Here is a 14,243-nt window from a genome sequence, read left to right on the forward strand (position 1 = left end):
GGGCGACACGATGAAGCAGATCGGAGCGCGCCGGGTCGGCGCCGTGACCGCGGCGCTCGTACTCGGCCTGGTCACCGCCGCGCCACCGGCCTCGGCGGCCAACCCGGCGGGGGTGGCGTCCGTCGGCTCCGCCGAGTTCACCAAGGCGGGCACGCGGGTCACCGTCGCGCCGCTGGCGCCGTGCGCGGTGGACGGCACGACGTCGAACTCGTCCGAGGCGGTGAGCCGCACGGGCGTCCGGTTCGGCGCGGGCACGTCGTCGTGCACCACCGCGGTGGTGGACCCGGACAACGGCACGACCACGTCCACGTCCGAGGCGGTCGGCACGGAGTTCGAGCTGTCGGCGCTGATGTCGGCGGGCGGGCCGCGGCTGCGGGTGGCGAGGTGGAAGGTCACCTGCGCGGGCACCGTGTCCGGCACCAACGCGGGCTGGGCGGCGGACGGCCTCCAGGGCTTCACGGGCCTGCCCGCGCAGATCCCGACGAACTACGTGCACGAGGTGAAGGCGAGCGACGGCACCGTGCTGGCGACCGCGACGTTCGGCGAGACGACCGTCCCGAACCCGAACGACGGCAGCATCGCGATGACCATGCTGCACCTGCGCTTCACCGAGGCGTCCACCCTGACCGGCGATGTCGTCCTCGGCGCGACCGCCTGCTCCCCAACCCCCTGACCCTCGCGCGTGTCGAACGCTCAGGCCCCGCGTGTCGAACGCTCAGGACCCCCGAGTTCAACGCTCAGGACCGCGACCGGCGGACGCGAACGCAGAACTCGCCCGACCCGAACGTTCGACACGCGCGCCTTGAGCGTTCGACACGCCCTACCTGAGGGTTCGACACGCCCTACCTGAGGGTTCGACACGCCCTGCTTGAGGGTTCGACACGCGGGGGGTCAGGCGACGCGAGCGGTGCCGGACAGCGTCACGCCCGCGTCGCCGAGCCGGGTCAACGCGCTGTCCACCGTCGCCTGCGACACGCCCGCCGTCAGGTCCAGCAGCACGGCGGTCGTGAACCCGGCGTTCGCCGCGTCCACCGCCGTCGCACGCACGCAGTGGTCGGTCGCGATCCCCACCACGTCCACCTGCTCGACGCCACGCGCCCGCAGCCAGTCCACCAGCTGCTCACCGGCCCGGGACGAGCCCTCGAAGCCCGAGTACGCCGCCGCGTACGCGCCCTTCGAGAACACCTCCTCCACCGCCGTCACGTCCAACTCCGGGTGGAACGCCGCACCGGCCGTCCCCGCCACGCAGTGCACCGGCCACGAGTCGACGAAGTCCGGCGTCTCGCTGAAGTGCGCCCCGGGATCGATGTGGTAGTCACGCGTCGCCACCACGTGGTCGTACGACGACGAAGCGACGTGCGCGGACACCGCCGCCGCCACGGCCGCCCCACCGGCCACCGCCAGGGAACCGCCCTCGCAGAAGTCGACCTGCACGTCCACCACGATCAGCGCCTTGCTCATCTTGCGCCCCCTACAGGAACGTCGTCGGGATCGCGGGCTCGCCGCGGGACAGCTTCAGACCTTCCCACGGCACGGTCACGAGGGCAGCACGCAGCCGTTCCCGGCTCTCCGCCAGCGTGTCCAGGCCGTCCACCCGTCGGCCGGCGCGGATCAGCGGCACGGCGAGCAGCCGGTCGTGCGCGCCCATCGGCGGCTCGGCGTCGTGCGGGAACACGACCTCCTCCAACGCCGTTCCCGTCTCCTTGTGCCGCCGCAGCGCGCTCTTGCGCCCACCGCGCGACTCCTTGTGCGAGCTGCGCTTGGCCACCGGCCGCCCGTCCACCTCGACGAGCTTGTAGACCATGCCCGCGGTCGGCGCGCCGGACCCCGTGACCAGGGACGTGCCCACGCCGTACGCGTCCACCGGCTCGGCGCGCAGCATCGCGATCGAGTACTCGTCCAGGTCGCCCGATACCACGATCCGGGTGTTCCGCGCGCCCAACGAGTCGAGCTGGTCCCGCGCCTGCCGCGCCAGCACGCCCAGGTCACCGGAGTCGATCCGCACCGCGCCCAACTCGGGCCCCGCGACCTCCACGGCGGTCTTGATGCCGTTGGTGATGTCGTAGGTGTCCACCAGGAGCGTCGTGTCCACGCCCAACGCCTCGATCTGGGACCGGAACGCCGACTCCTCGCTGTCGTGCAGCAGGGTGAACGCGTGCGCGCACGTGCCGGCGGTCGGGATGCCGTGCCGCCGTGCCGCCTCCAGGTTCGACGTCGCGGTGAACCCGGCCAGGTACGCGGCCCGGGCCGCCGCCACCGCCGCGTCCTCGTGCGTGCGGCGCGACCCCATCTCGATCATCCGCCGACCGTTGGCCGCGCCCACCATCCGGGCCGCGGCCGAGGCGATGGCGCTGTCGTGGTTGAGGATCGACAGGGCCAGCGTCTCCAGCACCACGCCCACGCCGAACGGTGCCCGCACGGACAGGATCGGCGAGCCCGGGAAGTACAGCTCGCCCTCCGGGTAGCCGTCCGCGTCACCGGTGAAGCGGTAGTCCGCCAGCCACGAGAGCGTGGCCTGGTCGACCACGTTCGTGCGTTCCAGCAGCTCAAGGTCACCCTCGGTGAACGTGAAGTCGGTGATCGCGTCCAGCAGCCTCCCGGTGCCCGCGACCACCCCGTACCGCCTGCCCTCCGGCAACCGCCGGGCGAAGACCTCGAAGACGCACGGCCGATCGGCGGTGCCGTCGCGCAGCGCCGCGGCGAGCATCGTCAACTCGTAGTGGTCGGTGAACAGCGACGTCGACATGCGGGGAAGCCTAAGCGGTCGGCCAGGGTGCCCCTGCGGGCTCCACCGCGGACGGGAACATGACACCATTGGCGGTATGACCACGCCCGTCGAGCATGAGCGGACGCAGGTTGACCCGGCCGGCGAGGAGGTCCGCACGGAGGACCGCCCGTGGCAGACCTTGGTCTGGAACGACCCGGTGAACCTGATGTCCTACGTGACGTACGTGTTCCAGAAGCTGTTCGGCTACAGCCGCGACCACGCGACGAAGTTGATGCTGGACGTGCACCACAAGGGCAGGGCGATCGTGTCGTCGGGGACCAAGGACAAGGTGGAGGCCGACGTGGCCAAGCTGCACGCGGCCGGGCTCTGGGCGACCATGCAGCGTTCGTCGTGAAGAAGTGGACACGCACCGGCGACCAGGTGCTCGGCCGGTTCGACCGGCAGGAAGCAGCCGTGGTGCGCGGCCTGGTGAGCCAGATCCAGGACATGCTGCTGGCACGCGCCGAGGAGGCGCCGCAGGACGAGCTGGCGGAGCTGACCGGCATCCGCACCGGCCCGTCCACGCCGCCGGACGACCCGATCCTGGGTCGGCTGCTGCCCGACTTCCACCGGCTCGACCCCGACGCGCCCGACCCGGCCGAGGTCGACTCGGCCAACGCGCTGCGGTCGCTGCACGAGCCGGAGCTGCTGGACCTGAAGACCGGGGTCGCGGCGGTGGTGCTGGACACGTGCCCGCCCGACGGCGGTGAGGTGCGGCTGGCGCTGGACCAGGCCGAGGCGTGGCTGTCGGCGTTGAACGACGTGCGGCTGGCGCTGGGGACGGCGCTGGACGTGCAGGAGGACATGCCGGACGAGCTGCCGCCGGACGACCCGCGGTCGCCGCACCTCGGTGTGTACCACTGGTTGACGTGGGTGCAGGAGACGCTGGTCGAAGCGGTCATGAGCTGATGCTGGTCGGGCGTGCGGCGGGGGTGGCGGTGCTGCTGGCGCCCGCCGGCGCGGTGGCCGGGGTGGACGTGCGGGGCGCGCCGGTCGGCACGCGCGAGCTGGACCTGCTCGACCCGTCGACGTTGGTGCGGCGGGTGCACGCCGTGGTGCTGGGCGGCCCTGCCACGGTGGACGGCGTCGTGCGCTGGCTGGCCGAACGCGGCCACGGCTTCCCCGTCGGCCCTCAGCCGCACGAAGTGGTCCCCATCGTGCCCGCCGCCGCACCTCTGGGCCTGCCTTCAGCCGATGGCTACGCCGCGTGCACGTCCGCCGTCCCGCTCGACACCTCTGCTTTCGCTCTCGTCGGCGAGACCGCGGTGGGCTTGGTCGTGGTGGACGCCGACCTGGACCCGGCGGAATGCCGACGGGTCGCGATGTCCGCCCACGACGCCTTCGCCCGCGCCGGCGTGACCGTGCCCGCGACCGTCTTCGCGGTGGCCACCGGCACCCCGACCGACACCCCGCTGAACGACCTCTGCACCACCGCCACCACCGCCCTGGAACAGGCCACCACCCGTTCCGAACGTTCAACTCACCCGTCCCGAACGTAGGACACGCGCGTTCCGAACGTAGGACACGCGCGAGAGTCCTACGTTCACGCCGCGCGAGTCCTACGTTCGGAACGACCGTGTCCTACGTTCAGAACACCCGAGTTCAACGCTCAGGATCGGGTACCCGAGGGACATGGCGGGTGTGCAGAGGGCGTTCAGGTGGGTGCGGACCAGTCCTGCGGTGGACAAGGCGGCCGGTGCGTTGGCCGAGGCGGTGCCGGCGGCGCTGCGCAGGCGTGAGGTGACCGGCCTGCTGCGGGCACGGGCGCTCGGCCGGCCCGTGCACCCGGCGGTCGTGGCGCTGCCCATCGGGCTGTACGCGGCGTCGGCGGCGCTGGACCTCATGCCGGGCAGCGGCAAGGCGGCGCGCACGATGATCGGCGCCGGGCTGGCGGTCGCGCCCGCCGCGCTGGCGACCGAACTGGCCGAGTACGGCACGTTGGACGAGAAGCAGCGGCGCACGGCGTTCGTGCAGCTGACGGCCAACGCGGCCGCGACCGTGTGCTACCTCACGTCCTTCCGGCTCCGCGGCCACGGCTTCGGCGTGGTGGCCAGGGTCGTCTCGGCACTGGGGCTCGCGGCGCTCGGCGCGGGCGGTCTGCTCGGCGTCCGCACGGCCGATCCCGAAGCCCCGGGGGACGTCCGCGAACCGGTGTAGTGCGAGTTCTCACACGGCGGGACACCTTCCCCCACCACGTAGGATGGTGGGCGTGCTGGTGATTCGCCGTGACCTCGTGGACGCGATGGTGGAGCATGCCCGTCGCGACCACCCGGACGAGGCGTGCGGCGTCATCGCGGGCCCGGAGGGGTCCGACCGCCCGGAGCGGTTCATCGCCATGGACAACGCCGAGCGCTCGCCGACGTTCTACCGCTTCGACTCGATGGAGCAGCTGCGCGTCCACCGCGAGATGACCGCGAACGACGAGGAAACGATCGTCGTCTACCACTCGCACACGGCGACGGAGGCGTACCCCTCCCGCACGGACGTCTCGTACGCGAGCGAGCCGCAGGCGCACTACGTGCTCATCTCCACCCGTGACCCGGAGCAGCACGAGCTGCGCTCCTACCGGATCGTGGACGGCGTGGTGACCGAAGAGCCGGTCGAGGTCGTGGAGTCGTACATGTTCGCCCACACCGGCGCCGACGACACGCCCGACTGTCCCTGAGCCCCTCCAGGTGCGCCCGCGCACCCGCTCGTGGCACCACCTTCACCAAACCCGGCTCCTCGGAGGTACCAGCATGGCCGTCATCGTCTCCATCCCCACGATCCTGCGCACCCACACCGGTGGGCAGAAGTCCGTCGAGGCCGCGGGCGCGACGCTCGCGGAGGTCATCGACGACCTGGAGACCAACCACGGTGGCCTGAAGCAGCGCCTGGTCAAGGAAGGCGCGCTCCACCGGTTCGTCAACGTCTACGTCAACGACGAGGACGTGCGGTTCGCGGGCGGCCTCGGCGCGGCCGTCAAGGACGGCGACACCGTGACGATCCTCCCGGCCGTCGCGGGCGGCTGACCCACTCCAGAAGGATCCACCCCGGAGGATTCATCGTGGCCCGGTACGAGTCACTGCTCGACGCGGTCGGCGGCACGCCCCTCGTGGGGCTGCCCCGGCTGTCGCCGTCGAAGGACGTGCGGCTGTGGGCGAAGCTGGAGGACCGCAACCCGACCGGCTCGATCAAGGACCGCCCGGTCCTGATGATGATCGAGGAGGCCGAGCGGTCCGGGGTGCTCACGCCGGGCTGCACGATCCTCGAGCCGACGTCGGGCAACACGGGCATCGCCCTCGCCATGGCCGCCAAGCTCAAGGGCTACGGCCTGGTGTGCGTGATGCCGGAGAACACGTCCACCGAACGCAGGCAGCTGCTCCAGGCCTACGGCGCGCGGATCGTGTTCTCGCCGGCGGCGGGCGGCTCGAACCAGGCCGTGGCGCTGGCGAAGGAGCTCTCCGCGCAGAACCCCGAGTGGGTGATGCTCTACCAGTACGGCAACCCGGCGAACGCCGGCGCGCACTACCACGGCACCGGGCCGGAGATCCTCAAGGACCTGCCGACGATCACGCACTTCGTCGCGGGCCTGGGCACCACCGGCACGCTGGTCGGCGTCGGCCGGTACCTGCGCGAGCAGAAGCCGGACGTGCAGATCATCGCGGCCGAGCCGCGGTACGGCGAGCTGGTGTACGGCCTGCGCAACCTGGACGAGGGCTTCGTGCCCGAGCTGTACGACGCCGAGGTGCTCACCGGTCGCTACTCGGTCGGCTCCTACGACGCGCTGCGGCGCACCCGGCAGCTGCTGGAGGTGGAGGGCATCTTCGCGGGCATCTCCACCGGCGCGATCCTGCACGCGGCGCTGGCCGCGGCGGAGAAGTCGGCGGCGCGCGGCGAGTCTGCGGACGTGGCGTTCGTGGTCGCGGACGCGGGGTGGAAGTATCTGTCCACCGGCGCGTACGCGGGCACGTTGGACGAGGCCGCGGAACGGCTGGACGGTCACCTCTGGGCCTGAGGCCAGAGAGCCGGAGGAGGGCCCCGCGTGATCACGCGGGGCCCTTCTCTCATGTCAGGCGATGGTGCAGGGCACTCCGTTGAGCCGGAACGAGGTGGGCTTCTCGGTGTTGCCGCCGTGCGTGGCCTGGAAGCCGAAGCCGACCGACGCGGACGGGCTGATCGTGCCGTTGTAGTTGACGTTGGTCGCGTTGACCATGCCGCTGGTCGGCGAGTAGGTCGCGCTCCAGCCGTTGGTGATGGTCTGCCCGTTGGGCAGGGTGAACGCGAAGGTCCACCCGCTCACGGCCGTCGTGCCGGTGTTGACGACCGTGATGCTCGCGGTCAGGCCGGTGTTCCAGGCGTTGACGGCGTAGGTCACGCGGCAGTTCGGCACCGGTGACGTGGTGATGCTGCTGGTCGTGGACGTCCCGGTCGTCGTCGTGGTGGTCGTGGTGGTCGTCGTCGTGCCCGTAGTGGTGGTCGTGGTGGTGTCCACGGGCCGGTCCAAGCCGAAGAACTGGATGGCGCGCAACGCCATCCCCGCGCCCATCAGGTTGTGGCCGGTGCCCTGCATGGAGATGGCCTCGACCTTGTCGCCGTAACGGGTGCGCGTCCACCCGGACTGCGGGCTGTCGCTGGACGTCGGCGTGGTGGACAGGCCGTGCACGTTGGTCCACTGGTCGATCGTCTCGCCGAAGTTCGGGTACCGCAGCGTGTCGTCCGCGGTGCCGTGCCAGATCTGCACGCGCGGCCGCGTGCCGCTGTAGCCGGGGTACATGCCGCGGGCGAGGTTGCCCCACTCCTGCGGCGTCCGGAGCACCTGGCCGTTGGCGCACGCGCTGTTCCAGCCCGAGCCGTCCGTGGTGGCGAAGCAGCTCGCGGGCACGCCGGCGAACGCGGCGCCCGCGGCGAACACGTCCGGGTAGTTGGCCAGCATGACGTTCGTGGTCATCGCACCGGACGAGACGCCGGTGACGAACACGCGGCCCGTGTCGCCGTTGTAGCGCTGGAGCACGTACCGGACCATCGACATCAGCCCGACCGGGTCGCTGCCGCCGTCACGGCGCAGCGCCTGCTGGCTCGACACGTCGAAGCACTGGCCGCTGCGGGTCGCCGACGGGTAGATCACGATGAAGCCGTACTGGTCGGCCAGCCGGGCGAAGTCCGTGCCCGAGTGGAACGCCGGGCCGGTGCCCGTGCAGTAGTGCACGGCCAGCAGCACGCCGGGCCTGGCCTGGACGCGGTCCGGCACGTACAGGTGCATGCGCAGGTTGCTGGGGTTGGTGCCGAAGCCGGTGACCTCGGTCAGCGTGGCGGCCGACGCCTGCGGTGCGGCGACGAAGGCCAGCACGAAGGCCGCCGCGGCGACCAGGGAGGTCAGGATCGCGCCGAGGACCTTCACGGAGCCACCACCCGTCCGGTGTTGTCGATGCGGCCGGGGCAGAGGTTCTTGGCCGCCAGGCCTTGGACGATGCGCGACACGGCGTTGACCGTGTTCTGGTAGCTCGCGTGCATGAGCACGATGCCCCCGGCGTTCGCGCTGGTCGCCGAGCGCACGATGGCGTCGGTCGACGCGCCGTTCCAGTCCTGCGTGTCGACCGACCAGATGACCTGGGTCAGGCCGAGCTTGCGCGCCTCGGTCTGCACGGTGCCGTTCGTCGCGCCGTAGGGCGGGCGGAACAGCGTCGGCGTCTGGCCGGTGGCGTTGCGGATCGCGTTCTGGGTGTCGCCGAGCTCCTTGGCCACGGCGGCGGCGCCCAGGTTCGTCAGGTACGGGTGCGACCACGAGTGGTTGCCGATCCACATGCCCGCCTGCGCGGCCTCACGGGTCAGCTGCGGCTGCTGCTGCACGCGTGAGCCGAGGTCGAAGAACGTGGCCCGCGCGCCCGCCGAGCGCAACGCGCTCAGCAGCGGACGGGTGAACTGCGCGTTCGGGCCGTCGTCGTAGGTCAGCGCGACGTACCCGTTGCAGGCGAGCGCGACCGGGCCGGCTTTCGGCGCGGGAGCGGCGCCCGCGGCGTTCGCGGACAGCAGTGGCGCGACCAACAGCAGCACCACGGCCAGAAGGGTTCTCAAGACCATTCCCTCCTCCTTGAGGATCACGGCGTGAGTTGCCGTCACTATGTGTCGCCGGACGGTCGCGGACAATGAGTTTCGGGAAAGTTGCGAGTCTCAAATGGCGTGTTGAGCTGCGACAACGTGCGGTGCACCCGTTTGGGCGCGTCGGCTGCGCCCGAAACGTTTCGGTCGACCGCGCCACGGGCGCCCTAATCCGCCCCGCAGCCGTCCGCCGTAATTGCAAAACGAGGGTCGGCGGTCACTTCCCGGTCATCGGTGCGAATTGCCGCGTTACCGAATCCGCTTCGGAAACCCGCAGGCTTCGACAAGCTCCCGACCTCGGTTGATGCATTCGAGTGAACCTGTGCGACGGTCGAATTGAAAGGTCGGCACACGCTGGGTCACCGCATTTTTGCCGTCGGTCGTGCTGCTATCGTTTCGCCCATGCAATTGACGGTGCTCGGGTGTTCCGGCAGCGCGCCGGGGCCCGATCTGCCCACCTCCGGGTACCTGGTGGAGGCGGGCGGCGTGCGGATCGCGATGGAGCTGGGCAGCGGGGTGTTCGGCCCGCTCACGCGGCTCTGCGACCCGTTCGCCCTCGACGCCGTGCTGCTGTCGCACCTGCACCTCGACCACTGCGCCGACTTCGGCTCGCTCACCGTCTACCGGCGCGAGCACCCGGAGCCGCCCTACGACGTCACCGAACGCCGGCTGCCGGTGTTCGCGCCGGCGCACGCGCCGACCCGCCTGGCCAACGCGCACGCCGCCGACCGCGCCGGGCTGGCGACGACGGACCTGACCGAGACGTTCGACTTCGTCCCGCTCGCGCCCGGCCGGTACGCCGTGGGCCCGGTGGACGTCGAAGTGGCCGCCATGCGGCACATCTGCGAGGCCTACGGGTTCCGCATCTCGTACGGGGGAGTGTCGCTGGTGTTCTCCGGCGACACGGTGCCGTGCCCGGAGCTGGTGCGGCTGGCGGAGGGCGCCGACCTGCTGCTGGCCGACTCGGCGTGGCGCGCGCAGGCGGGCCGCGCCAACTACCTGCACATGAGCGGGCAGGAGGCGGGCGAGGTGGCCAAGGCCGCCGGCGTCGGCCGCCTGGTGCTGACCCACGTCCTGCCGTGGTCGGACCGCGACGGCGTGCTGAGCGACGCCGCCGAGGCGTTCCCGGGCCCGGTCACGCTGGCCGCACCCGGCGCCACCTACACGCTCTGATCAGCCCGCGAACGCGGTCGACGGCAGGCCCTCGCCCACGCCCGGCAGCACCAGGACCGAACCGGCCAACTCGCTCGACGCGTCACCGCTCAACCCGACGCGCGCGGTCGTCACGTACAGGTCGGTGAAGTCCACACCGCCGAAGCAGCACGCCGTGGGCTGGCCGACCGGCAGCTCGATCTCCCGGTCCAGCACACCGTCCGGCGTGTACCGGTGCAGCGCCGCGCCACCCCACAGCGCGACCCAGATCGCGCCGGACGCGTCCACGGTGAGCCCGTCGGGCAGCCCGCGCGACACCTCGGCCAGCGGGCGCCGGTTCGTCGCCTCACCGGTCTCGCGGTCGTAGTCGAGGACGTCGATCCGCCGTTCCGCGGAGTCGATGTAGTACATGAGCCTGGTGTCGGGGCTCCAGCCGATGCCGTTGCTGACGCTCACCTTGTCCAGCACGACCTTCGCGTCACCGCTGGGCTCCACGCGGGCCAGCCAGCCGCCGGGGTCCTCGTCGTACCGCATGGTGCCCGCCCACAGCCGACCCGCCGGGTCGACCGCGGCGTCGTTGCCGCGCACGCCGTCGCGCGCCCAGTAGACCAGCCACGTCTTGACGCCGTCCCGGTCGATCAGCGCCACGCCGTCGCGGAGGTTGAGCACCAGGCCGCCGCGGGTCCGCGGCTTGGCCGCGCCCACGTGCTGCGGCACTTCGAGGACGGCGTCGTCGTCGCGCGACGGGTTGTACCGGTGCACCTCGTTGCCGAGGACGTCCACCCAGAGCAGTGTTCCGCTGGCGTGGTCCCACGTGGGGGCCTCGCCCAGTTCCGCTTCGGCCCGCACCGCCACTTCGATCGACACCGGGACAGCCTACGGTCACGCCCCCGTCGCACACCGGCGAAGAGACGAGATCCCACCGCCGGACCGAAGTCGCCGCTGAACGGCGGTTCCGCGCGTAGCCTGGTGACGTGGATCCCACCGGCCCCTTCACGCCGCCGACGCCCGAGCCGGTGGTCGCCGCGCCCAAGCCCGCCAAGCCGTTGGCCAAGCGCGTCGTGCCGCCCAGGCCCGTGCTGTCGGCCGTGGTCGTGCTCGGCTTCGTCGGCCTGCTCTACGTCGTCGAGGCGATCGACACCGTGCTCGGCGGCAGGCTCGACGACGACGGCGTGATCCCGCGCGATTTCAGCCAGTGGGACAACATCCTCTGGTTCCCGCTGCTGCACGGCGACTGGACCCACCTGACCGGCAACGCGGTTCCGCTGCTCGTGCTGTCGTACCTGGCCACCTCCGCGGGCATCAAGCAGTTCCTCCAGGTCACCGCGGTCATCTGGTTGACCAGCGGCCTCGGCGTGTGGATCTTCGGCTCGTACGGCAGCCACATCGGCGCGTCGGGCCTCGTCTTCGGCTTCCTGGTGATCCTGCTGGTGCGCGGCATCTTCGCGCGCAGCCCGCTGCAGATCGCGCTGGCCGTGGTGGTCTTCGCGATCTACGGCGCGGCGCTGTGGGGCGTGCTGCCGGGCCAGCCGGGCATCTCCTGGGAAGGCCACCTGTTCGGCGCGCTCGGCGGCGTCCTCGCGGCGTGGGGCGTCGCCCGGGATGCCAGGAAGAGCGCCGGGACTACGCTCGACGCGTGACCGTCACCGCCGATTCGCCCATCGCGATCTTCGACTCCGGCGTCGGCGGGCTGACCGTGGCACGGGCGATCATGGACCAGTTGCCGGACGAGCGGATCCGCTACGTGGGTGACACGGTCAACTGCCCGTACGGCCCGCTGCCGATCGCCGAAGCGCGCAAGTACGCCCTCGAAGTGATGGACCGGCAGGTCGCCGACGGCGCCAAGCTGCTGGTCATCGCCTGCAACACGGCGTCCGCGGCCTGCCTGCGCGACGCGCGGGAGCGTTACGACATCCCGGTGATCGAGGTCGTGCTGCCCGCCGTGCGCCGGGCGGTCGCCACCACCCGCACCGGCCGGGTCGGCGTCATCGGCACGGTCGGCACGGTCGGGTCCGGCGCGTACCAGGACGCGTTCGCCGCCGCACGGGACGTCCAGGTCACGGCGGTCGCGTGCCCCAGGTTCGTGGACTTCGTGGAACGCGGCACCACGTCCGGCCGCCAGGTGCTGGGCCTGGCGCAGGCCTACCTGGAACCGTTGCAGCGGGCCGAAGTCGACACGCTCGTCCTCGGCTGCACGCACTACCCGCTGCTGACCGGCGTGCTGCAGATCGTGATGGGCGACGGCGTGACGCTCGTCTCCAGCGCCGAGGAGACCGTTAAGGACGTCGTCAGGGTGCTCACGGAGCGCGACTTGTTCCGCTCCGGCGAGCCCGACCAGCGGTTCAGCTGCACCGGCCCGGTCGAGCCGTTCGCCCGGTTGGCGCGCCGATTCCTGCCCGGGTTGGAAAAAGCGTCCTTCCAAGCCCACGGCTGACCTGGCACGCTCCACGGGTGCTGTTGACCATCCTCGGCTGCTCGGGCAGCCTGCCGGGACCGCACGGGCCCGCATCCGGCTACCTCGTCGAGGCGGATGGCTGCCGACTCGCGATCGAACTGGGCAGCGGAGTCCTGGCGGCGCTGCAGGCGCGTCACGACGCGTTCTCGTTGGACGCCCTGCTGTTCTCGCACCTGCACCCGGACCACTGCGCCGACTTCACCACCCTCGCCGTCATCCGCCGCTACCACACCCACCCGCCGCACGACACGCGGAAACACCGGCTGCCCGTGCACGGGCCGTCCGAGACCGCCGACCGGTTCGCCCGCGCGTACGCGGAGACCGCCGACGAACTGCTCACCACGGACCTGAGCGACGTGTTCGAGTTCCACACCTTCGCCGACGGCGGGGTGACCCGCATCGGGCCGTTCGAGATCACGTCGGTCCGCGTCGACCACCCGACCGAGACGTACGGGTTCCGCATCGCCACCAAGTCCGGGACGTTGGCCTACACGGGTGACACCGGGCCGTGCGACGCGTTACGCGGCTTGGCGCGTGACGTGGACGTGCTGCTGTCCGAGGCGACGTGGACGCACTCCGACGACCGGCCGCCCGGCACGCACCTGTCGGGCGTGCAGGCGGGGCAGGTGGCGGCGGAGGCCGGTGTCGGTCGGCTGCTGCTCACGCACATCGCGCCGTGGACCGACCGCGACGCCGTGCTCGCCGAGGCCCGCGGCCGGTTCCCCGGTCGGGTCGACGTGGTCAACCAGGGCGACACCTACGCGGTTGACCGGTCGGAGGTGCGGGTAATCGGCGGCCATGGCAACTGATGTCGTCGAGCTGATCCTGGCCGACCACCGCAGGTTCGAGGAGCTGTTCCGCGCCCTGCGGGACCGGAACACCGACCGTTCGAAGGTGTTGGGCGAGCTGGCCGCGCTGCTCGTGGCGCACGCCGAGGCCGAGGAGTCCAAGGTGTACCCGGCGCTCAAGCGGTACAAGGAGGTCGACAACGCCGAGGTCGACCACGGTGCGGAGGAGCACGCCGAGGGCCACCAGGCGTTGCTGGCGTTGATGGAGGTCGAGGACACGGGCTCCGAGGAGTGGGAGAGCAAGCTGGAGGAGCTGGTCCAGGCGCTCAACCACCACGTGGACGAGGAGGAGCGGACGATCCTCAACGACGCGCGGCAGGAGGTGTCCGACGAGCGGCGTGACGAGCTGGGCCGGTTGTTCGCGGAGGTCCGGCGGAGCCGGTTGGACGACGACTGCGGTGACATCGGCTACGTGCGCAAGATCGCGGCAGCCACGGAGGATCGGATCGACTAACGTCGATGGCGTGTCGAACGTCGAGGTGCGTCGGGTCGGTCAGCACGATTTCGTGGCCACGAACGACCGGGGCGTGTCCGTGCGCGTCGGTCGCAAGGGGGCCGAGGGCGCGTTCACGCCGGTGGAGCTGCTGCTCGCGGCGGCGGCGGGCTGTGCGGCGGTGACGGCGGAGACGCTGGTCACGCGGCGGGTGGACGGTGACTTGGTGGCGCGTGCGGACGACGTGCGTTCGGCGGACGGGCACTCGTTGACCAGCGTGCCGGTGGCGCTGGACTACGACATCTCCCAGCTGGACGCCGAGCAGCGTGCCGCCCTGGAGACCGCCGTCCTCCGCGCGATCGACCAGCTCTGCACCGTCACCCGCACACTGAAGGCCACCCCACCAACCCCCCTGACCCTCCCCACCTGACCCCGCGCGTGTCGAACCTTCAGGTCGCGCGTGTCCTACGTTCGCGTCGCGCGTGTCCTACGTTCAGAACACGCGAGTTG

Annotated in this window: 19 protein-coding genes; 14 read left to right on the top strand and 5 right to left on the bottom strand. The window is 71.4% G+C overall.

The genetic code is table 11. The features are described 5' to 3' along the window. The first annotated feature begins 10 nt into the window (after positions 1-10). Positions 11-673, top strand: a complete 663-nt coding sequence (locus tag ADK67_RS15255) for a hypothetical protein (RefSeq protein ID WP_053717095.1) — start codon at positions 11-13, stop codon at positions 671-673. A gap of 218 nt (positions 674-891) precedes the next feature. On the opposite strand, the gene ADK67_RS15260 is transcribed toward ADK67_RS15255, so the two are convergent. Both ADK67_RS15260 and ADK67_RS15265 read right to left on the bottom strand, forming a co-directional pair. Beyond that, entirely contained in the window at positions 892-1,461 is a 570-nt protein-coding gene (locus tag ADK67_RS15260; protein ID WP_053717096.1) for an isochorismatase family protein, read from the bottom strand. A 10-nt stretch (positions 1,462-1,471) separates the two neighbouring features. Then, positions 1,472-2,746 carry a nicotinate phosphoribosyltransferase gene (locus ADK67_RS15265; protein WP_053717097.1) on the bottom strand — a complete coding sequence of 425 codons (1,275 nt, stop codon included), beginning with the start codon at positions 2,744-2,746 and terminating at the stop codon, positions 1,472-1,474. 76 nt (positions 2,747-2,822) lie between these two features. Here ADK67_RS15265 and clpS point away from each other — a divergent pair, with 76 nt between their 5' ends. The 7 genes from clpS to ADK67_RS15300 all read left to right on the top strand — a co-directional run bounded on the left by clpS (position 2,823) and on the right by ADK67_RS15300 (position 6,764). Further along, on the top strand, positions 2,823-3,122 hold the full coding sequence (gene clpS, locus ADK67_RS15270; RefSeq protein WP_053717098.1) for an ATP-dependent Clp protease adapter ClpS: 300 nt from the start codon (positions 2,823-2,825) through the stop codon (positions 3,120-3,122). Continuing rightward, a complete protein-coding gene (locus ADK67_RS15275; protein ID WP_053717099.1) occupies positions 3,119-3,676 on the top strand; it encodes a DUF2017 domain-containing protein in 558 nt (185 codons plus the stop codon). The genes clpS and ADK67_RS15275 overlap by 4 nt, the downstream gene beginning before the upstream one ends. Further along, a complete protein-coding gene (locus ADK67_RS15280; RefSeq protein ID WP_053717100.1) occupies positions 3,676-4,266 on the top strand; it encodes a P1 family peptidase in 591 nt (196 codons plus the stop codon). Before ADK67_RS15275 ends, ADK67_RS15280 begins: the two co-directional genes overlap by 1 nt. Before the next feature lie 133 nt (positions 4,267-4,399). Next, positions 4,400-4,924 carry a DUF2231 domain-containing protein gene (locus tag ADK67_RS15285; RefSeq protein ID WP_157620413.1) on the top strand — a complete coding sequence of 175 codons (525 nt, stop codon included), beginning with the start codon at positions 4,400-4,402 and terminating at the stop codon, positions 4,922-4,924. Between the two features lie 52 nt (positions 4,925-4,976). Continuing rightward, positions 4,977-5,432, top strand: a complete 456-nt coding sequence (locus tag ADK67_RS15290) for a Mov34/MPN/PAD-1 family protein (RefSeq protein ID WP_053717148.1) — start codon at positions 4,977-4,979, stop codon at positions 5,430-5,432. Between the two features lie 73 nt (positions 5,433-5,505). Further along, positions 5,506-5,778, top strand: a complete 273-nt coding sequence (locus tag ADK67_RS15295) for a MoaD/ThiS family protein (protein WP_053717102.1) — start codon at positions 5,506-5,508, stop codon at positions 5,776-5,778. Between the two features lie 35 nt (positions 5,779-5,813). Then, positions 5,814-6,764, top strand: a complete 951-nt coding sequence (locus ADK67_RS15300; protein WP_053717103.1) for a PLP-dependent cysteine synthase family protein — start codon at positions 5,814-5,816, stop codon at positions 6,762-6,764. A 54-nt stretch (positions 6,765-6,818) separates the two neighbouring features. On the opposite strand, the gene ADK67_RS15305 is transcribed toward ADK67_RS15300, so the two are convergent. Both ADK67_RS15305 and ADK67_RS15310 read right to left on the bottom strand, forming a co-directional pair. Further along, positions 6,819-8,147, bottom strand: a complete 1,329-nt coding sequence (locus tag ADK67_RS15305; protein WP_231648195.1) for an extracellular catalytic domain type 1 short-chain-length polyhydroxyalkanoate depolymerase — start codon at positions 8,145-8,147, stop codon at positions 6,819-6,821. Next, on the bottom strand, positions 8,144-8,827 hold the full coding sequence (locus tag ADK67_RS15310) for a polysaccharide deacetylase family protein (protein ID WP_053717150.1): 684 nt from the start codon (positions 8,825-8,827) through the stop codon (positions 8,144-8,146). The genes ADK67_RS15305 and ADK67_RS15310 overlap by 4 nt, the downstream gene beginning before the upstream one ends. Before the next feature lie 420 nt (positions 8,828-9,247). On the opposite strand from ADK67_RS15310, the gene ADK67_RS15315 reads away from it, so the two are divergent. Further along, the gene (locus ADK67_RS15315) at positions 9,248-10,018 is read left to right on the top strand and encodes an MBL fold metallo-hydrolase (RefSeq protein WP_053717104.1); all 771 of its coding nucleotides are present in this window, start codon (positions 9,248-9,250) and stop codon (positions 10,016-10,018) included. Here ADK67_RS15315 and ADK67_RS15320 read toward each other — a convergent pair whose 3' ends face one another. After that, positions 10,019-10,864 carry an SMP-30/gluconolactonase/LRE family protein gene (locus ADK67_RS15320; protein ID WP_053717105.1) on the bottom strand — a complete coding sequence of 282 codons (846 nt, stop codon included), beginning with the start codon at positions 10,862-10,864 and terminating at the stop codon, positions 10,019-10,021. A gap of 107 nt (positions 10,865-10,971) precedes the next feature. Between ADK67_RS15320 and ADK67_RS15325 the strand changes: the two genes are divergently transcribed. From ADK67_RS15325 to ADK67_RS15345, 5 genes are read left to right on the top strand one after another with little or no spacing between them, the layout of a single operon-like run. Next, positions 10,972-11,637, top strand: coding sequence for a rhomboid family intramembrane serine protease (locus ADK67_RS15325; protein WP_157620416.1), 666 nt, complete (start codon positions 10,972-10,974; stop codon positions 11,635-11,637). After that, positions 11,634-12,431, top strand: a complete 798-nt coding sequence (murI, locus tag ADK67_RS15330; protein ID WP_053717106.1) for a glutamate racemase — start codon at positions 11,634-11,636, stop codon at positions 12,429-12,431. The genes ADK67_RS15325 and murI overlap by 4 nt, the downstream gene beginning before the upstream one ends. A gap of 17 nt (positions 12,432-12,448) precedes the next feature. Continuing rightward, positions 12,449-13,261, top strand: a complete 813-nt coding sequence (locus ADK67_RS15335) for an MBL fold metallo-hydrolase (RefSeq protein ID WP_053717107.1) — start codon at positions 12,449-12,451, stop codon at positions 13,259-13,261. Further along, positions 13,251-13,754, top strand: coding sequence for a hemerythrin domain-containing protein (locus ADK67_RS15340; protein ID WP_053717108.1), 504 nt, complete (start codon positions 13,251-13,253; stop codon positions 13,752-13,754). Before ADK67_RS15335 ends, ADK67_RS15340 begins: the two co-directional genes overlap by 11 nt. A 10-nt stretch (positions 13,755-13,764) precedes the next feature. Next, on the top strand, positions 13,765-14,163 hold the full coding sequence (locus tag ADK67_RS15345; RefSeq protein ID WP_053717109.1) for an OsmC family protein: 399 nt from the start codon (positions 13,765-13,767) through the stop codon (positions 14,161-14,163). Positions 14,164-14,243: the final 80 nt, after the last annotated feature.

Source organism: Saccharothrix sp. NRRL B-16348 (genome assembly GCF_001280085.1).
Taxonomy (GTDB): domain Bacteria; phylum Actinomycetota; class Actinomycetes; order Mycobacteriales; family Pseudonocardiaceae; genus Actinosynnema.